Genomic DNA, 20919 nt, shown 5'->3' on the forward strand with positions numbered 1-20919 from the left:
CTGAGGGCACGGATGATAGTAGTACTATCCTGACTTTTGTTTGGGGTGCTCCTTTCCAAAGCAAGGGACGCCCGAGGTCTGAATTAATGAGACCCATTTGTCTTTAATTTGGACAAAAGGATGCCAATGTCTTTTGTGCTTTTTCACTCCCCAACCTAGGAGAACCCATGGATGTTGTTTCAGCTCGACCAATTCAATCAATGACTCATCGAATTGAAATTCCTCTCTTGCAACAAGTTCCACGTATTGCTCTATTGCATCTTGATCGTCTGTATTTTGCAGCCAGAACAAATTATATATCTGAAACTGCCCCTCTAGGGATTGTCCAAAAATTCGTTCCAATAACGTGGCCAATTGAATCATGGTTGGATCAGGAATAACTTGGCCATGTGCCTTTCCATCTGCTAATAAACGAGAGTATACTTCAGGAGCGACTTTTTCCAACGTGGCTGACCCCGGGTTAAGTAGTACACAACATCCTAAAGATTTCGTTGAGTCTCCCCACTGAAGATGGGCGGATGTACGATATATATGTTCACCTCTTTTGAGAAACTGGCCATAAGCCCGGAATTTATCCATATTCCTCACTCCTTGGGGTTAATGTGCCGCGACTAAGATGGCTTTAAGCTCCCTTTATCCGAAAGATTTTCGTAAATGGTTGATTACCAACAAAGCCCCAACCTTATGCAGCGGCTCATTCTGTTTTTCACAATGAAATAACTGAATGCACGATGGACAGCCGTCTGAACAACCACAGCTGCTAATGATCTGTTGGGCTTTATCCAAGAGAACCCCGAACTTTTCCGCAACAACCTCGACGATACCCGAACCGCCTCCTGCTTGGCTGTCGTAGAAGAACATCCCGGGCATTCCAAACAAGGCCGAGCCAGAATAAAAAGAGGTGTGCTGAAAATCAGCCATACTACACCTTACAACAGCCGGTATCGCAGATGCTATGGCATGTTCAACGGCATGAAGGCTTCCCTCAACCAGGGTCTCCAAGTCAATGGATTCGCGATTCTGCACATCCTTGAGCAGACCTCTAAGTTCATTCCTTCCTTGGTGGTCCCACATCAGCCAAAATGCCTCTGTTTGGAAACTGACAGGGTATGTGTTTGTTAATTGTACGGTTTCGAGAGGCATTGCGCCGTGATTATAGATTTTTTTGTAGCCAAATGTGCTTCGTTTTACGATGATGCTTCCAAGATTGGATTTGATCGCCGCGTCACTTATCAGAGGATTGGTAACATCATGGATTTCAATGCTATCACGAACAATTCCGCGAGTATGATAATCCGTTCTTACTGGCTCTACAACCACTTTGCGTTGCTTGTTATTGACCCACTTGACCTTATAGAAGGTACGATTGTCAGGTCCCAGAAATACGGCGTCTACATGATAATCTCGAATCAAGGAACGTCCGTCCACACTTTGAAATAGGATGTCCTCATTCCACCCGTTCTTGGTTACAACCGTATAGGTATCGCCCATAGTGAACAAAGTTTGATACCGGGGTGTTTCTCCTTGATAGTGTAGTTTCCCTTCAATCTGCTGCCACTGGTCGCTTGCTTCCGCAACCACCTTGCGAAGCGCCGAAGAGCGAACATAATTCATAGCATTCGTCAACGTCCCTCCCAGTTCGTGAGCCGCGTATGCGAGATGCTCCTTTAATAGCTTGGGATTCGTTGTATTGATCGCCGCAGATTCAGGCGAAAGCGTAAAGAATTCTTCAGGGTTGCGGGCAAAGTATTGCTGCAATGGCTCTTCCTGAAGCATCATAATCACCACACCGTCTCTGCTGCGTCCCACTCGTCCAGCCTGCTGCCAAAAGGAAGCCTGGGAGCCAGGGTATCCGAGTAAGATACATACATCCAGACACTTCACATCAATTCCGACCTCTAGGGCGCTAGTAGTGACCACTCCAAGGATCTCGCCTTGCTCAAGTTTTTGTATGGTTCGTTCTTTAACTTCTTGCGTGAGGTATGCATGGTACGGCAGAAAAAACTCATGTGGTTCGTCTGCCGAAAGCCCGCCATGATCATGAAGGTGGCTGCGCAGTATCATGTTTATTTCACGACTTAAAAGCTGGGCTTGCTGGCGGTTGCTTGTGAAAATGATACTTCTCGGCCATCTTCCATCCTTGTAGATCGTGCGCAGAATCTCATAGAGATCGGAAACAACGGCCCTTTTCTTTTGCTCAACGTCTGATAAGCCCGGATTCCACATCAAAATCGCTTTCTTCTTTACTGGCGCTTGTACTCCCGATATTTCATGAAATCCTTTCATTCCACGCATTCCTGTTAATTCTTCAGCTAGATACTTTGGATTAGCAATTGTAGCCGAGCAGGCAATAAACTGGACGTTTTTATTTCCCAACCTGTCACATAACATTCTTAATCTGCGAAGGACCAAAGAAACCTTTGAACCTAACAAGCCTGAGTATTGATGCAGCTCATCAATGACGACAAACCGAAGATTTTGCAGAAAGCGCAACAGTTGGGGGCCTTTTCCCTTAGGCGAACCTGCACCTTGAAGAATTAAATGCAGATAGTGTACGTTGGTCAGCCAATAGCGCCCCTCAGAGAACACGAAGCTAGATGCCTGATCTTTTCTCATATGCTCTGGAACGTTACGTTGCCCGTGGAGAACCCCAACGGATAATTGCTGTCCATTAACAGAGAATCGAGAAAATCCATTAAGCGAGATTTGATTCCCCTGCTCTTCTACATCATCAGCCCATTTTTTCAAGTGAGCGTACTGGTCCTCGACTAATGCCTTGAACGGGGCCAAATAAAGCGCACAGGCATTCGGATCAGCAACCAATTTTTCGATGATGGGAACATTGTACGCCAATGATTTTCCAGATGCGGTTTTCGTGCAGAGAACGACATTTCTGCCTTCACGGATGTTCTGTATAGCTTCCCCTTGATGCTCATACAGTTTATTAATCCCCAGAGAATGAAGCTTCCGCTGCAGCCAACTGGGCATAAGGATTTGGTCAGCATAAGCGCCTTGGTTGGCGTCAATTTGATGCACGTGGACGTCACTTCGAATACGAGTTCCGAGTTCGAGCAAATTCTGGACGAGTTTTTCACTATCGAATACATGTTGAACAGGAAGTCTTCGGTCTGTGAGCAATTCCATTTCTTCCGGTGTCAGCATGTCGTCCAAGATTGAATGTCTATCATGTGAACAATAAACGCCGGATGGTTTGTTTATATAGGACTCCGTATCGGGTTCAAGGGAGCGCCATTCTGAAACTCGAATCCCGTTTGCCCGTTGATGGATCTTACGGTAATAGCCCTTTGGATCCGCCTTATAGCTGATTTGAATGAAGTCCCCGTAAGGTCTTTGGCCTCCGCAAGCGGAACAGATTACAGGCATTCTTAATCGTTCCCTTCTATCAAAATCTTCAGCAGCATTTTGGCTCCAGGTTTGAACAATTCAATATTCCCTTTACCTGGGAGCTGCACGCAGCTAGGACATCCTTCGGCACAAGGGCAGCTCTCAATAAGTTCAAGAGCCTTTCGAAGCACTTGCGGAAGTTTCTCATAGATCGCTTCGATGGTCCCGAGACCGGACCCGTTCTCGCCATAGAAGCCGATAACAGGTCTATTGGCAAAAGCCGTCATCCCGCTCGCCGAAAACCCTGTAAAATCATTAGCGTCGCAGATAATGAGGTCAGGAATAACCGAAGTCATAGCGTGACCTGCAGCGTGAAGGGAAGCTTCAGCCAATAAGTCGATGGATCTGCCCTCATCCGCTAACTCCTGAATGCCATTTTTCAATTGGCTCCATTGAGAATCCGTTAGTGTAACCCACATTCCTTCCGGAGTGAATCGGGTGACGGACGGATGATCCAATTGAACCTGCTCAGACTCATGCTTCTGTCCGAAGTAAACTTTTTTATAACCGAAGACACTCCGCTTAATCTCCAGTTCACCATAAGCCATATCGATTCCTTCGATGTGTTGCTTCTGATAAGTCTGCATAATATCGATGATATCGCGATAAGTAGATTGAGTGTAATAGGTTAGTTCCTGAATAGGCAATACAATAATTTCACCTTTTCTGCGATTGATAGAGTCTACTCGATAGCCTTTCTCTCCAGGAGTCCAATAGATCGCGCCTTCATAAAAATCACGAAGAGCACTCCACTCATCCAAACTGTCTACTATCGTTTGATTTTGTCCCCGAATGGTTACGCTGTAATTTTTACCAGACATTGATCGAAGACTAAACTTGTCATCAACGGTCGCCTCATCGTTAGCTGTTGCAGCTACTTGCAGTACAGTCTCAATATAATCTTCGAGTAATCCAGGAAACATGTCCTGCAAGTCTTCCTTCGTGACTTCTCTCCCGAGCTCTTCTCTTAGTAACGGGATGTGCATGGCTAACAACTTGTAATTTGTTGGATTAATCCTAACTACCTCGGGAGCTTTATGGATAAATTCAAGCGGGTTACGCATGTAATACTGCTGAAGCGGTTCATCCTGCCAGATCAGTATGGCAACACCCTCGCCTTTGCGGCCAACACGTCCGATCTGTTGGGAGAAAGCCGCTTTCGATCCGGGATAACCAACAAGAACGGCAAGACTCAAATCACCGATATCAATCCCGACTTCAAGGGCATTGGTAGTAATAATGACATGAATGTCGTGGGACTTGAGTCTCTCAATAATCCGTTTCCGAGTATCATTCGGCAGTATTCCGGTATAAAATGCCGCGAGTTTTTCTCCTTCCACTTTCTCTTTTGGTAGTCGGAGAGGCTGGCGCAAGACGTCTTTGATATAACGGGTAAATACCATAGTCTGACTGCGAGAAGGTTGAAAAATGATGCTCTTAATCACTTTCTGATCAACAGTCATGATCTGTTTCGCCATCGTAATGGCATCGGTAGAAGGCGCGCGGCGGACTTGTTCATCGGCTGACATACCGGGATTCCAGAGGACGATCCCCTTTTTCTGATGGGCGGAACCATCTGTATTGATGAGGGTGAATCCGCTAAGACCTGTAAGATCCTCTGCTAATCTAATAGGATTTTCAATCGTTGCTGAGCTCGTAATAATCTGGATGTTGTGAGTATTACCAAGTTCTCGACAAACCTTAAGCAGGCGTCTGAGTACCAATGCGACATGACTTCCGAATGTACCTCGGTACATATGCATCTCATCAAGCACGATAAATTTGAGGTTCCGCAGATAATTTCGAATGTGGTGCGCGGTCGCATACTTCACCTTCTGAACTTGCCCGAGAATGGAGTAATGAATCATATCCGGATTCGTCATCCATACCTGTGCTTTTTCCATGATTCGCTGCCGCGGCCCATTCTCGGTATCCCCATCCAGCCGGCCAATATGAATCAGACGATCTCCCAAATGCAACTGGGTCTCAAACCACTCATCCAGGGAAGAAGGATTCTCCGCCTGTTGTAAGCCAAAACGCCTAATTTGATCTAACTGATCATTTGCTAACGCTTTTGTTGGAAATATGTATAACGCACGTTCTTCGGGATGGTTATATAAACGACTAAGAATCGGCAGGTTATAGGACAACGTCTTTCCGGATGACGTTGAAGTGACCAAGACAACATTAGAACCAGAATGGACTGCATCGGCCGTTTCTGCTTGGTGTGAATATAACTGCTTAATTCCCATTCGATATAAGGCGTCCTTAATGGGCTCCGGTGTAGATTCAGGAATATTTGCAAAAGTTGCCTCTTTGGCAGGAAGTGTATGTACATAAATCTCAGCGGCCTCTTCCTCGCCCAACTTCTTCAGCTTATCCAGTACATCTTCTGATGAAAATTCATGACTTACGACGCCAGGAATTCGGTTATCCTCACATAGTACAAATTCTTCTTTCTCTAGAGGAACGATAGCAAAACAAGACGGACAGTAAATTCCTTCTGCGAATCCTCGGAGGTTTTCAATTACGGGAGTCCAGTCTGAGCATTTAATCCCGGTTGGCGAATATTCAAGTAATCGTTGCTCCCCAACTTGGCTGATTTTATTGGAAATTTGAATTGCCTTTAGCATATTGGTGCATTCCGAGCATTTCAGAAATGCCATTACCTAATCCCTCCATCGCTAATGTCTGTTGATCCTATTTAAACATAATGATTAGACAATAGGTTGTCATCGAATATACGTTCCTGTGGAATAAAATCCCTTTATTGATAATTCGACAATATAGGCAATAAGTCCTGTGGAAATACAAAAAAACCCAAACAAAGCAACCCGCTTTGTTTGGGTAAGTTTCATTGTATATATTTTTAAAAAAACTAAAGTGATTATGATACCTGCGCTTGAGGAATCTCATTCGCTTCCTCAATACCCATCATCATTTTGTAATGTGCATGATGGTTTGTAACCTTGAATATCTTCTCGAATATATTAAGGTACCTTGCATTTGTATCTAGCGGATGTTCAATATATATATCATCGCTTGCAAAATGGGACCCATCATTTGCCCAGGATAAAAGCGATTTACATAATACCTTTTCTTCTTCTTCGAATTTTTTCAGAATATCAGCTTCACTAATATTACCAAATACTTTAAAATAGTTTTCTATAATTCTACGAATCAAGTTTTGAACCGTTGTTGTGGAACTGCTCTGTGCTGCGGATCTAAGTTCTTGCCACATTAATTCATATGAAGTTTTTATTGGATTTGTATCATAGGGCTGAGCATCTGTAACATTATTAACTTTTCTAATAATCCAGAAGGTTTCATCGTGTAATTTTCCGCCTTTTGATCGCTTTTTATCAAAGGTTACTTCCTTATGAAAGTAAACATTATGGGTTAAAACAAATAATTGAACGACATTGTTTCTATTGTTCCTAATATCATCAATAAGTTTCAAAATGAGATTGCTAACGATAAATAGTACATTACTATCCAAGCTAGAAATTGGATCATCAATCACAACTACTTTATTCTCTGTAATAAGATCTCTGTTATTGCTTCCATTCAACAGATGCATAAAATATAGGAATGTTACGAATGTTTTTTCTCCTTCACTTAAAGTCTGATTTACATCTTCTCCAGTAGATCGTATCAAACGATAATTCCCCTGATTTTGAGTATGTGCAAATTTGAAATTTGTAAAATTATACGCCTTTAACAGACGATTCATTTCATTTATGGATGGAGTTACACTTGTGATTTGTGCCTCTAAACCTTCGATTTCGGAAATTAATCTATTTTTCTCAGATGTTTTTGACGTGATACCATCTTTTATCCCGGTTATTGCATTCTTGATACTAAATTCTTTTCGTACATATTTTTCGTGATTATGCAGATTTTCATTTGCTATGAATCTCCATACCTCATCCTTTAGTAGTTGTTCTTCCTGGGCTCGGTTATCAACCAACCTGTTATGTGCTTGGATCTCCTGATTTATTCTCTCGATTTCCAGATTTATATTTTTTATAAACTCATGAACAGGAACTAAAACAATTCCCTTACTCGGCTCTTTTCGTTTTTGTTCAATTAATTCGAGATTGATTTCATTTTTCGATCTGATTAGTTCAAATTGTTGACTAATCTTCTCCTTATCGATATACGGTAATTCATTTAACAATAGGTCCTGGATTGAAGTTTCGAGATTGCTATAAGTTTCCATGTATTGATCAACATTATTTGCTAGTTCCTTCATTTCATTTTCATAAGTTTCATTAAAATATTCTTCTAATTGATGTATAAAACCATCCGGCAATGACTGTTGACAAAAAGGGCACATTCCATCTGAATTATGTACATGGTCATATCCTTTTTTTACCCAATCGCTTAAAGCCAGTCTAGAAATGAGAGCTGCGATATCGACCTCCTGCTTACCAACAATTTGTTTTTGGAATATCTCGCTTGAACAAGCAGCGTTCAGTTCATCATTTTTTATCGATTGAAGCGTTTGGATTTTCACTAAACTTCCATTAAATAATTTATTTGAACGAACACGTAAATCCTCAAAATCACATTGCTGAACTTCAAGTGAATGCGACTGTTTACATTTATTCATAAAGTTTATTTTATTATTTCTCACTCCTGAAAAAGCTTGTAAAAACTCATTATCATATTTCCTTTTTAATTCCCAGCAATCATCTATAAATTCATTTTCATTCGCGTTATATTCCTCTTCTTTATTGGACAAGTTAGTGCGCATTCTACGAATCTCTTCGTCAAACTTATCAACAAGCCTCTTCTTTTCAGTAATTTCATTTTTTATTTCAGTTGACTCCTTACCTAAGGTGAATATACCCTTGATGTTCGAATCCTGATGGAAATTTTCCTCCACAAATTTCTGGTTGTATACCAATGTTTTTAATGGCTGTGATGCCCAATCAATATTACAATCCGTGAAGTTTTCAATATTTTTCATAGCATTCGACAATGTAGTTTTCCCACTTCCATTAGAACCGTAGAAAAAATTAATTTTCTTTAATCCACTAAAGATAACACCTGAATTATTATAAGTCGCTATCTTCTTAATGGAAATTTCTTTAATCATTACTTTTTCACCCCGTAAACGTTAATTAAAAAAGGCGTAACTAAAATAGATGTCCATTTTAGTTACGCCCAGATGCAAGTAATTAAATTTGAAGTGTCTATAATCCGTAAAAACTAAGCCCCAACAACCTCAGCGTTCTTATTAATCGTATCAATAACACCGATAATTGCTCGTGCATCGTCCAGATTATTACTGAACAGTTCCGTTATACTGCCAACCGAGCGGAACGGCTCCTCTTGGAGTACGGATTTTTCAATGATACCGTTTTTAACTACATAATCGATAATCAGCTTTACAAACCGAAGTTGATTGACATTCAATCGGTTTTCTTGCAAGAATACCACAAATGCTTCATTCGCAGCCTCCTGATCAAGCCCCACGACCGTTCGCACAAGCTTAGTTACTGGTAAATCTTTATATTCCCGCTCATAATCCTCTTTGGTTCCGAGTTCTCCCCACAGTATATGTTCGAGCGTCTCCAAATCCTGTTTCGTGATCGGCTTGTTGTTGCGCAGTTTATAGATTGCTAGTTGATCCTTATTGGTTTGCAAATATTGGCTAACCTTCTTGCGGTAATTTTGCAGGTCATTGGTGTTATAAAAGCCGCGGCTCTCCTCTACAGCAAGCCATTCATCTTTGAAATTCGTATAGTAAATTTGCTGCGTTTCCCGTTCCAGGAACTTAATAAGATCCCGTAAAGCTTCACGTACTTTCTCCATTTCGAAGATGTCCGCTTCTTCCCAGAACTCTGCCGTTTGGATTTTCTCTATTACATCTCGCTGAGCGACGATTTGAGGAATCGTACCCAACTTGGAGAGTTTTTCTGCCGTTTCCATGACTTTACGAATTGGTTTCACCGATTGTGTTCCCTGAAGCTTAGCCAATTCGATGATCAGCATCATATAGTCAAACCGTTTTGCTAATTCGTCATTCTCTATAGAAACGACAAGAGGAGCTATGTACTCTTTCAAATCTCCCATATCGGTATCGGTTAGGGAAAGCCATGCAGCGTCTTGTTTATATTTATGGACATATTGGATATGCTGCCTGATGCGAAAATGTTCTTCATTCAACGCGTTCACGCTATTCTTCAGCCGATTCACCAAGTCCGTGCGATGGGCGATATACTCCGGTTCTTGATAACGCAGTTGCTGAAGTTCACGTACAATCTGGGTACGAACATTGAACAATTTCTCCGATAAAGTCTCGGTAATATTGGTATCCTTCCCTTTTGGATTTGCCCGAAAAAACTCAAAGTTGCGACAAAAATCAAAGATCAAGAATTCCCTTTTGTCCTCACCAATACCATGAAGATCTTTACATAACCGTGTCCCACGACCAACCATCTGCCAAAACTTTGACTTCGAGCGTACTTTCTTGAAAAATACCAAATTGACAACCTCAGGGATGTCTACGCCCGTATCCAGCATATCTACAGAAACAGCAATTTGAGGAAGCTTGCTCCATATGGAAAAATCATCAATCAAGGATTGATAATAATTCGTTTTGATATCAATGACCCGTGCAAAATGCCCCTTCAATGTCGGATACAGGCTATCGAATCGCTCCACGATCGCAACAGCGTGCCGGTGGTTTTTGGCAAAAATGATGGTCTTGCCCAGCTTGTCTCCGCCTTCAACCTTCAGACCCCGCTCCATAACTAACTGCAGCACCCGGTCTATGGTATCCTGGTTGAACAACCACTCATTGATCGCTGCACTGTCAATATCCCGCGGTTCCTCTTCTTCATCCTCCAAAAGCAATTCTTCGTATTGCTCTTTTTCCTCATCGGACAGATCATCGTAGCGGATGCCATCGTCCATAATCTTGGTCGTTGTTTCCACGGTACGGTAATCCACCAAATGTCCTTCCTTGACTGCTTGCTCTAGTTCGTAGGCAAAAGTCGGAACACCATTTTCCAGACGGAACACGTCGTATGTATTTTTGTCAACTTCATCTTTAGGAGTTGCTGTCAACCCTAAGAGTATGGCATCAAAGTAATCGAATATGGCCTTATATTTCTTATAGACGCTTCGATGCGATTCATCGATGATAATCAAGTCAAAATGACCAACCGTAAACAGCTTTTTGCCGTCCTTTCGCTTGGCCTCATCGATTGCGTTCATCATCGTCGGGTACGTAGAGAAAACAATTCTCGCCGTTTCCGGATTATCCTTGCTGTCCAGCAAGTTGCATAGTGTCATATCGGGCAAATACTGGCTGAAGCTGTTTTTGGCTTGACGAACAAGCGTTGTACGATCAGCAAGAAACAACACATTCTTCACCCAGTTATATCGGCTAAGCACATCAACAATAGCACTCGCGGTACGTGTTTTACCGCTGCCTGTCGCCATGACAAGTAAAGCGGTCCTCTGTCCTTTGTTTAATGCATCACAAACCGAGAGGACTGCTTCATGCTGATAAGGACGATTTACAATGGAGTTGTTGATTTGTACATCCTGCAGCGGCCTTCGGATCGAGCGCCGGTTCACGAGAAGCTGCAGCTCATCCTGACTGGCGAACCCGGATACTTGCCGACTGGCATAGTAAAGATCATCCCAGAAGTTCGTTATAAAACCGTTCGTATAATAAATGACCGGACGCTGTCCGTACCTTTGCTCCAAACAATCCGCATAAAGCTTTGCTTGCTGCTTACCTATATTGGGATCAGAACTTGTTCGTTTCGCTTCCACAACGGCAAGGGGCTTCCCGTTCTCACCGAATAACACATAGTCGGCATAACCGATCCCTTGTCCGTTTGGCATACCTTGGACTTCAAACTCTTCCAATACATTTTGCCGGAATGTCCATCCTGCAAGCTTTAGCTCGAGATCAATATAACGTTTGCGGGTCTCATATTCACTGATTTGATCCGGCGCAAAGTCATACTCAAGGGTATTCTGTGCTTTGCGTTCTGTCAGCAGCTTCCGAAGCTCTTCGTTTTCTTTAATCAGATCTTCCAGCTTACGGTCCTTTGAACCTAAACGGTCGTATAAGTCCTGGAGTTCCTGAGGTCTCACTTTCTCTTGGCGCTTGTTCTCTTCCAACAGGAGTTGTTCATCAAAGCTTCTCGCGGTATACTCGACCGAATAGCAATAATCAATCCAGCAGATAAAGTTATGCAGGTTACGAAGTGACAGAATTGCTTCGCCGCGGCTGATCGTCGCATTCGAATGTACAGCGGCATTGCCTAGCTTCGTGATATATTTCAGCTGAGGTAACATGGATTGATCGATTACGCGGAGAAAAGTTACATCGTGAATCAAGCTTGACAGATTGTCTTGATAGGGAACCTTCAAGTCGCTATCATAGGTAAACAGCCATTTTACAGCAAGCTCCAAAGCCCGTCTGCACAGGATAGCACTGGTCGCCGGACTGACAACCAATGCTTTCTCCGCCTCTACACATGCACCTGCAAAGCTGGCATATGTTTTATTTGCACTGAGAAATCCAAAATTTGATAATTGTACATCGCTCATCTAGACCTCTACACCGTCCTTCACTTTCAATTCGCCCTTAAAAGCTTTTTGAAGTAGTGCTTGGAAGTTGGATTCTAGGTGTTGGAGTTGCGTAAGGTGTTTTTTCTTTTCTTCAAGGATTGCTTTAACCTTTCTTTCATAACTATCTTGCAGTTCCCTTGGCGGAATTAAAATAGTGATGTTCTGCAATTCCTGCGCGTTAATATTGGCCATCCCAATGATATTTTTACACATTTCTTGTAACACTTTCTTACCATGCTTTGAATTTAAGTAACCTGAAATAAAGTAAGGATTGCCTGCGTCATTTGTCTTTACTCGAACTATATAACCGGCTATAGCCATTTTTTCATCACTATCAAAAACGGCCGTTTTTCCAACTAATTCTTTACTATTTGTACGGTTAAACAGTAGATCGCCTCTTTGTACCAGATACTTTTCCTGTTCTTTATCGTCCAAATCAATATATTTAAGATTACTATAGTCCATATAACCTTGATAAGTAATGTTATTCATACGCAAGTACGGAAATTGACCCGTACCTTCATTAGCTTTTTTACTAGTTCCGTACTTAGCTTCAATAATTAAGTCTCTTATTATACCTATTGGATAACCCATTTGATTTATTGTTGGATCACCAAACATATCCAAAAACACAGCTTGAACCAATTCGTCAAACTTGGCTATTGCTTGTTTGCGTTTGTCGATTAAAGCTTGGGCTTTATCTAGTAAATATGCAATTTCTTTTTGTCGATCATACGAAGGTAACGGGACTTCAATATCTTCTAAAACTTTCTTATGAATATGCGGAATTGTTGCCCCAGTGCAATTATCTCTTAGATAAGAACTCTTTGATCGAAGAAACATTGCTATATATGGAATATAATTATCGGAATCCCGTGGTCTTAATACAGCTAATGTACTGCCTATAATTCCCGTGAGATTATAGCCAACTGTTCCCGCATTGGCGCCGTCCCATGCAATCAATACATCATTACTTGTTACGTATACGCCATTATCAATTTTGTTTACCATTTTAATGTTGTTGTCATTTCGTAGGTCTTCAATCTGTATATAACGAACCATCTCGTTCGCAGCATTTGCTTGAGTATCTTCATATTTTTTTCCTTTAGCAATTGTAAATAAATCTCCAATCCTTCTAACTCTCACCCTAGCAGCGCCTCCAGTTCCTCGAGACCTTCAACGATTTCTTCCTCTAGTTGCTTGATCGAAGCCAGAATAGCTTTCGGGTCCTCGTACTGAACTTCCTCATACTCTGTTGCCTTGTAGCGATTAATACTGAGATCATAGGCATTGGAGCGAATCTCATCGACCGGAACCAGGAACGATTTCTCCGTGCGTTTACGCTCTTTCTCTGCATCCCAATTACCAAAACGCCCAACAATATCGGGGATATCATTCGCCTCAATCGGATTCCGCTTATCATCTAGCGAGTAACCATCCGCCTTCATGTCATAGAACCAAACGTGATCTGTCCCGCCTGCTCCTGTTTTGGTAAAGATCATAATAGCTGTCGAAACCCCAGCATACGGCTTGAAAACCCCGCTTGGCATTGAAATAATTGCTTCAAGTTTGTGATTCTCAACAATTTCCTTACGAATATCTTTATGAGCCGTACTGTTCCCGAATAAAACACCGTCCGGTACAATGGAAGCGCAGCGTCCCCCAACTTTGAGCATACGTAGGAACAGAGCAAGGAACAGCAACTCCGTCTTTTTTGTGCGGGTCACACGCAATAAGTCCGCTGCTACCGCATCCGCATCAAGCGACCCTTTAAACGGCGGATTGGCTAAAATTAGCGTATATTTGTCTTTGTCGGTATTATTTTCATTCAGGGAATCGCGATATTCGATATTCGGGTTATCCACTCCATGAAGCAGCATATTCATGGCCCCGATGCGCAACATCGTACGGTCCATATCGAAACCGTAGAACATATGATTGTTGAAATGCTCCTTCAAACCCTGAATCAGAAATAGATCGGCATGATGGTCACGCAAGTATTCTCCTGCAGCAACCAGAAAACCCGCCGATCCTGCTGCCGGGTCACAAATGATATCTTCCGGAGTCGGCTTCATCAAAGCAACCATCATTTCGATAATGTGTCTCGGAGTCCGGAACTGTCCGTTCGTTCCAGCTGTAGCTACCTTGGATAGCAGATACTCATACAAATCCCCGTTAGTATCTCTATCCTTCATGTCAATCGTATCGATGCCTTCGACAATGCGTACAAGCATATTCGGAGTCGGGATCATAAAGATGGCATCACCCATGTATTTGGCATAGGCTGAATCCTTATCTCCGTGAAGCGTCTTGATGAAAGGAAACACTTCGTTCGAGACAACATCATACATCCGCTGAGGATCGAACAATTTAAATTGACTCCAGCGTAAGTGTTGCTTGTCACTTGGAAATAATTCGGTAAAAGGTAACGACAGCAGCACGGATTCATTTTCCTTACGCGTTTCCGCTTCGTCCAGTCCTTTAATGAACAACAAATATGTAAACTGTTCGATCACACTTAATGGGTTAGTGATTCCGCCGGTCCAAAATGTCTCCCAAATCCGGTCTACTTTTTGCCTTAATTCACCTGTAATCATAACGTTCTCCTCTGTATGTAGATTCTTGTCTAATTATACAACAGACTGCCCTAATGTGACATATTTCTGCAGACTAACAAAATATAATCCTGCTTCCTTCACCCGATATCCGAACGTCTCAGACCAAGCCAAAGCATACGCCTGAACTTGAGGCGCATAGAAATGGACAAACTGCTGCAATTTGCCTTCGTCAAGCTGATCGGTCTTGAAGTCGACGATCACCCAGCCATCCTCTTCTTCAAAGGTGAAATCTATTACACCTTTCACCAAGAGATTTAAGCCGTTATTGGATTGTTGCGTCAATGCCGCGGCGGCTGTTTCGAACATCTTTTGCTCGGTTGCGGGATAAGGCGTTGCCTCCCCATTTCTCTGATGCATCATGGTCGGGATCTCAAACAACCGTTGCTTAGCTTGCTGACTACGTTGCCAGAGTCCACTTTCCAGCACTTCCCGGAGTGTTGGCAGAGCATCTCCCGCATCCTCCTCTGCAACCCCTTCGAACTGGCAGAGATATTGAACGTACGCAGGCAATTCACTCATCGGAAGGCCTTTTCCGACCGCCTCAAGTCCCTTATGGATTACACTGCCGAATGATTGGCCCCTCCCAATGGCTGACCACTCCGGCGTGTCGGCCAAGTTCTTCGTCAGCCCGGTAACGGTTGCTTCCGCGTAAGTAGGCTGGCGCAGCTGATGGAACACCTGCTCCCTCTGAGCCAAGTATGCTCCCAAATCAATAGATGAGATATCTCGCTCCATCTCCTCATCACACTCTTCAGTCCCTACATCCGTTTCCGGAACATCTAGCTCCCGGATTTGATCCATCCCCTCCATTAGCGAGCTCCACGGGCATTTCGCCGGCTGCTCAGGGTAGAGGCTGACAACCAACATTTGTTTTGCTCTTGTCGCCGCGACATAGAGAAGACGATCCCGCTCCGCATGCATGAAGGCTCGTTCCCGCACGCTCATCGCTTCCCAGCCGACCGGCTGGGCAATCGTTTCTTTCTGAAACCCTTTCGATTGTTGGATCAGGAAATAGCCCGCGGCCTCTGTCTCCGAACGATCAACAAACTGGTCAGCGTTATGATCCTTTTCGCCACAGGGACAAGCTAGAAATACGATTGGCGCTTCAAGCCCTTTTGCCTTATGCACGTTCATGATCCGTACCGATTGCCCTTTGCCTGTGTAGAGACTGGCGTTTTCCATACCTTGGCTCTCCCGAATGGCCGAAATCGCATGCGCCAGTTCATGCCAATCCGATGCGAGCATGGCGTCACGCTGCAATCGCTCCAACATCTTAAGCAGTGTTCCCGATCGATTTGCCCCTGCCTCTTGTATCGTGGAATAAGGCAAGAGACCGGTATCCTCCAAAAGGCGGTACAAGGCTGCCCATGCAGGCAATTCTTTCACCCAGCCAACATATTCCCGAAGTTTCCGGCATGCAGATGCAACTCGATTCTCTTGTTCGGATGACTCCTCTGGCAGCCGATAGATCGACCACGCATTCCCTAGAGCACGATACGCAATCAGCTCCTTGTCGCTAACACCGAATAGTGGTCCGCGCAATACACTCAGCATCGCTACTTGATCGAACGGATCGGCCAGGTAGAGGACCAATTGTCCCAGCGTATGAAGTTCGGGATATAGAGCGGAGCTTCCGACGGTTTCCGCGGCAACGCCCCTTTTCTCCAGCTCTTCCGCGTATAGATGCAAATAATGTCTCGTTCTTGTCAATATAAGAAAATCGCTGGGCTGTGCCTCTCTGAGTACCCAAGATGTACCATCTCGCTCCTGAATGTGCAAATTTCCATCACGGCAAGCCCACTCGATGTATGCGGCAATACGCCGTGCGTCAACCGCCGCTACTTCCTCCTTGCCTCCGGGAATTTTCGGGTAAGTGAGTGCATAAACCCCGTGACCCGCGCGCTTATTCCCCTTTGGATTCGGTATATTCGTTTCCATCCGGACATAAGCGGCTTGAACATCGGTCTCCCGAACGGGAAGCTTGCCGACAAATTGCCCGTTCACAAAATCGCCGATCGCATCGACGGACCGGAAATTGCTGGTCAAGTGAAGCACATCTCCACATGCTTGAATCCGCGATTTAACCTCGTTATAGATGGAAATATCCGCGCGGCGGAAACGATAGATGGACTGTTTCGGGTCGCCCACGACGAACAAGGAGCCAGGCTTTGGCGTAAGCTTCCGCCAATTCCGTTCATTCGGATCATCGCCGGCACCCGTTAAGAGAAACATCATTTCCGCTTGGACCGGGTCGGTGTCCTGAAATTCGTCGACCATTAGCCGTTGGTAGCGCCCGGCGAAAAACGCGCGAACCTCCGGGTAATCACGCAGCAGACGGCATGCATACATCAGAAGATCTTGAAAGTTCAGCTTCCCTGCCTGCAATCGCCGTTCTTTGCAATACTCCAATGCAGGCAGGACAAATTGAATGACCTTGGGATACAGATATTCCCGCCACGATTGAAGGAAGGGGAACAGGACCGTGATTTGCCAATCGTGAAAACGTTCGGAGGTGGCTTTGGCTTGCTTCTTTTCCGTCCATTTGTACTGCTTCACATCCAGCTTGAAGTCAAACATCTTCGCAAGCGTTAGTATCAACATATCGTCCTGTCCATCCGTCAATCGCAGCATGCGAGTAGCAGTTCGCAGTTTTGCCTGAAGATTATCCCACCCTTTTTCCGGTTCAACTGTCGGTAGAAACCTGTTGGCTTCTTCGATCATAGGAAGCAGGGAGAGCCGGATGAGATTGAAATCAGGACGATGAACCGGTTCGCAAGGGATTTGGAGATCCGTAAAAAGGGATACCCGATCATAGACATTCTTCAGGATGCTGACGTCGATTCCCACCTCGGCAAAGGAGGCAAGTGCTTCACTATCTTCCTCCTGCAGCTGAATCAGATATTCATCCCAGCATTGATCGTGGAACGCGCGATTCATTTCATCATCCATTTCTTCGAAAGAAGGGTCCAATCCGGCCTCAATCGGTCGCTCGCGAAGCATGGAGGAACAGAACGCATGGATCGTTCCAATGAAGATTTGGTCCAGATTGGCCAACGCTTCTTCCGTTCGTTCTCTAGTTTCTCCTTCAACATCAGCCGTTTTCTGCTCTAAAGCAATGCGGAAACGCTCCTTCATCTCATCCGCCGCTTTATTCGTAAAGGTGATCGCCGCAATATGCTCCATCTTCGCCGTTCCGGACTCGATGAGTGCCAGCAATCTGCCGACCAAGCTGGTTGTCTTTCCCGAGCCTGCACCGGCTTCTACCAGAAAGGTCGTGTTCAGCTCCTCCAATATCCTCTTTCTAGCTTGTTGATCGGATGGTTCATTCAATGTTCTCCACCTCCAGCAGCGTGTGCAACAGCTCCGAATTTGCTTCATCCTTTCGCTTATGGGCCATCATCTCTGCGTGCTCTCCGCATACAGCCGCATAGTCGCAATATCGGCAGACCGCAGGATTTGAAGCGGGAATAAACAATCCCTGTTCCATCGACGAAAGGATTCCTCGGATCACCGCGGTGACTCGATTCCGTTCGGTTTGCGAACGTGCAATCACTTGCCCGTGCCCCCGTTCGCTTGGAAAGACGTAAGACGCTTCAAGCACTTTTGCATCAGAATCCACACCCGTTTGCCGAATCCAAAGCTCCGTCCCCATTGCGTAAAGCGCATGTTGCAGCTGCGTGCCGCCTGCGAACATGCCATTTTCCTTGTAAGGCCGAGGACTGCCGGTCTTATAGTCGATAATTCGATATTGATGCGGCGCAACTTGATCGATCCGGTCGACGATCCCGCGCAGCGTAATCGCCATGTCCTCGCCAAGCTCAAGGTGCAACGGCTGGCCGTCCACGATGAGCTCTTGTTCGAAAAACCGGGGAGCCGTCTTAGCCTGCACTTCCATGCGATAGAATACTTCAACATCCCGGAGCATCGCTTGCCGTTCCCTCTCAAACACATGAGGGCTCGGTGCCGGAATCCGCTCGGCATACAAGAGAATCGTCTCCTCAGCAATACGAAGCAAACGGGCATGATCGTGTGTAATAGGCATGACTTTACTTGCGCTGACTTCCGTCATATAACGACGATAAACCTCGTGCAGCAGCGAGCCTCTTTCATTCGGCTTCAGCCAGGAGGTACGATCAAAAGTCACCTGATCTTTCACGCGAATCCTGAGCACATATTGGAAAAAGTACCGCATCGGACATTCCGCGTACTTCTCCAATTGACTTGCGCTAAGCGTCCGTTCGTCTCGGCCTTTCCAATAATCAGTCCATTCATCCCCCGCTATATATCCGTCATGCTCCGTCACTTGCGAGCTGCCACGCGCCTCGAGTGCAAGTCTGCCTTGACGAAGCGAAGGATAGACCGATTCGATGAAGGATTGCCGGTCCCTCATAAGGTTTACATTCGCATGGATTTGTCGGAAGACATAATGAGAGCCGTCTAATGGCAGTCCATTTAGCTCAGTAGAGGATGGCTGTTCTACATCCAAATACCCGACAGGTTCGCCTAAGCTTCGGTGCAACATCTCATAGTCCGCATTCGTTTCTCCGGATACTTTTCGGAATACCTGAAGAAGTTGAAAAGCCGGGCTTGCTGTCGCTCCTTCTGCCAAGTCATACGACGAGAAGCTAAATGTGATATTGCCGCTTATCATCCCAAGCCGACCATCACGAAGGCGTTGCCGATCTCTTTGTCTCTGCACGGCTGTTTGAAGCCCGGCACCGATCCGTCTGCACTCTTCATCGAGAAGCATGGGATTTTGCCTGATATTCCCGGACCACGAATGTTCATCCATCCCGAGAAGAAACGTCTGTTTTCTCCCGCTGTTCCCCCCGTTCGACAAACTCGATATGTACAGGAATCCGGGCTTGGGTAACCGTTGCACCCCGACTCGAAGTTCCTGCAGCATGTCTCGGGCATACAAGAACATTTGCTGAAACGGCATCGAGTCCGGAACAGGACATTCCTGCAGTTCTTTAGCGATACCTTTCATTTCTTGCAGGACGATCGCATCCTCTTCCGTTCCGCATACACCAAATCGATCCAAGATGTTAACTAGCCATCCCCAGATTCCCTTAGGAGAGGAGAGCGCCGCTTCGTCAGGAAACAATTCTCCCAGGAGGTTTGTCAGATGCTTCTTGATCTCGTCATCCCGCTGTTGTTGTTCCGTCCGCTCCCATTCTTCGGGTTTTTCATCTGAATCCCCTTGGGACCGAACATGCCCTGCCACCAGCAACTTGATATACCGTTCTTTCCCCCAGCCGATTCCGCTTTTCTCCAGGGCTCGAATACAATCTGCATTCGTTATTCTTTGGTCACGATCGGAGAACGTGATCAATTGCTGCTGCAGCATCAATACGAGCTGCCGCACCTGATAACCGGACTCCAACCAGTTCAGCAGAAAATGTGCGGCTCTTCCCATTCCGGATGTAATCACAGGCAGCCCGTCTGCAAAGGAAGAGGGAAGACCGAAAGAAGCACACATGGTCGAAATAACCAACGCATATTCTTCATCCGGGACGATCATCTCTACTTCATCCAATGGAATCCTACACTGAATGATTCGTCTCAATGCTTCGCGAACCTCCGCCAGCCTTCCGGTCGCATGATAGAACTGAACCTCTCCGAACGGCATTGTGGATTGGACGTCAGTGAAGGAAGAAACCGCTATAATCCTCGTCATCCGTCCGTTTGACAACCGCTCCAACATTCGAGCGGAAACCGGTGAAAGCGGCATAGGGTCTGGCAGAATAAGCTCCACGTTTTCCGGCAATTGGGTTGGTAAATGCGACAAAAGGCCGGGGAAATCGGTCCAGCTCCGCTGATTCAGAAAGCGCTCATACGCTGACAGCACCTTTCTGACATAGATGCCTTTTTGCTGGCTCAAAAATTGATCGCTTCGCAGTTCTTCTGCTTTCACCCCGGCACGGCGTAAATCCATAATGGCTTGGTGAACATGCATGGCAATACCGGGCTTTACTTGATCCATGGAGATGTAGGAATCCGGCTCGGAAGCCATTTGTTCCATGACATCATGGATAATCCAGAATGAACGCTGCTCCCCGATTAATGTCATCCCTTGTTTATACAGGAAGAACTGAACCTGACTTCTTACAAAGGATTGAACCGTTTGGACCTCCACGTTCATAACCGGCCCTAATTCCCGGCATATTCGCATAAGCCAGGACTGTCCTTCGACGTAGGAAGGAGCAATAACAATTTTGCGGCGAAAAGGCTCTTTACGGATTGCATCATATAAACGTTCTAGAAATGTACCTTCTACTTTCACAAGGGA

Annotated in this window: 9 protein-coding genes; all 9 read right to left on the reverse strand. The window is 45.0% G+C overall.

Going from position 1 to position 20919, the window contains the following annotated elements:
• Window positions 1-24: 24 nt before the first annotated feature.
• On the reverse strand, window positions 25-579 hold the full coding sequence (locus B8V81_RS24700) for a hypothetical protein (protein ID WP_146000456.1): 555 nt from the start codon (window positions 577-579) through the stop codon (window positions 25-27).
• A gap of 54 nt (window positions 580-633) precedes the next feature.
• Window positions 634-3162 (reverse strand): DEAD/DEAH box helicase, encoded by a 2529-nt coding sequence (locus B8V81_RS05095; RefSeq protein WP_228030105.1) that lies wholly within the window; start codon window positions 3160-3162, stop codon window positions 634-636.
• 224 nt (window positions 3163-3386) lie between these two features.
• On the reverse strand, window positions 3387-6071 hold the full coding sequence (locus B8V81_RS05100) for a DEAD/DEAH box helicase (RefSeq protein ID WP_084136594.1): 2685 nt from the start codon (window positions 6069-6071) through the stop codon (window positions 3387-3389).
• 221 nt (window positions 6072-6292) lie between these two features.
• Complete coding sequence (locus B8V81_RS05105; protein WP_084136591.1) at window positions 6293-8509, reverse strand: AAA family ATPase; 2217 nt, start codon at window positions 8507-8509, stop codon at window positions 6293-6295.
• 113 nt (window positions 8510-8622) lie between these two features.
• Complete coding sequence (locus tag B8V81_RS05110; protein WP_028597592.1) at window positions 8623-11988, reverse strand: DEAD/DEAH box helicase family protein; 3366 nt, start codon at window positions 11986-11988, stop codon at window positions 8623-8625.
• Window positions 11989-13155, reverse strand: coding sequence for a restriction endonuclease subunit S (locus tag B8V81_RS05115; protein ID WP_084136588.1), 1167 nt, complete (start codon window positions 13153-13155; stop codon window positions 11989-11991).
• The gene (locus B8V81_RS05120; RefSeq protein ID WP_028597590.1) at window positions 13152-14606 is read right to left on the reverse strand and encodes a type I restriction-modification system subunit M; all 1455 of its coding nucleotides are present in this window, start codon (window positions 14604-14606) and stop codon (window positions 13152-13154) included. Before B8V81_RS05120 ends, B8V81_RS05115 begins: the two co-directional genes overlap by 4 nt.
• A gap of 33 nt (window positions 14607-14639) precedes the next feature.
• Window positions 14640-17957: a UvrD-helicase domain-containing protein gene (locus B8V81_RS05125; protein ID WP_164820095.1), complete on the reverse strand. Its 3318-nt coding sequence runs from the start codon at window positions 17955-17957 to the stop codon at window positions 14640-14642.
• Window positions 17950-20913, reverse strand: a complete 2964-nt coding sequence (locus tag B8V81_RS05130) for a PD-(D/E)XK nuclease family protein (RefSeq protein ID WP_127464325.1) — start codon at window positions 20911-20913, stop codon at window positions 17950-17952. Before B8V81_RS05130 ends, B8V81_RS05125 begins: the two co-directional genes overlap by 8 nt.
• Window positions 20914-20919 lie beyond the last annotated feature (6 nt).

The organism is Paenibacillus pasadenensis (assembly GCF_002864175.1).
Taxonomy (GTDB): Bacteria; Bacillota; Bacilli; order Paenibacillales; family Paenibacillaceae; genus Paenibacillus_O; species Paenibacillus_O pasadenensis.

Coding starts and splice junctions, on each gene's coding strand:
- B8V81_RS05095 (WP_228030105.1), bottom strand. CDS start 3,162: ATGCTGACACCGGAAGAAATGGAATTGCTCACAGACCGAAGACTTCCT.
- B8V81_RS05110 (WP_028597592.1), bottom strand. CDS start 11,988: ATGAGCGATGTACAATTATCAAATTTTGGATTTCTCAGTGCAAATAAA.
- B8V81_RS05120 (WP_028597590.1), bottom strand. CDS start 14,606: ATGATTACAGGTGAATTAAGGCAAAAAGTAGACCGGATTTGGGAGACA.
- B8V81_RS24700 (WP_146000456.1), bottom strand. CDS start 579: ATGGATAAATTCCGGGCTTATGGCCAGTTTCTCAAAAGAGGTGAACAT.
- B8V81_RS05100 (WP_084136594.1), bottom strand. CDS start 6,071: ATGGCATTTCTGAAATGCTCGGAATGCACCAATATGCTAAAGGCAATT.
- B8V81_RS05105 (WP_084136591.1), bottom strand. CDS start 8,509: ATGATTAAAGAAATTTCCATTAAGAAGATAGCGACTTATAATAATTCA.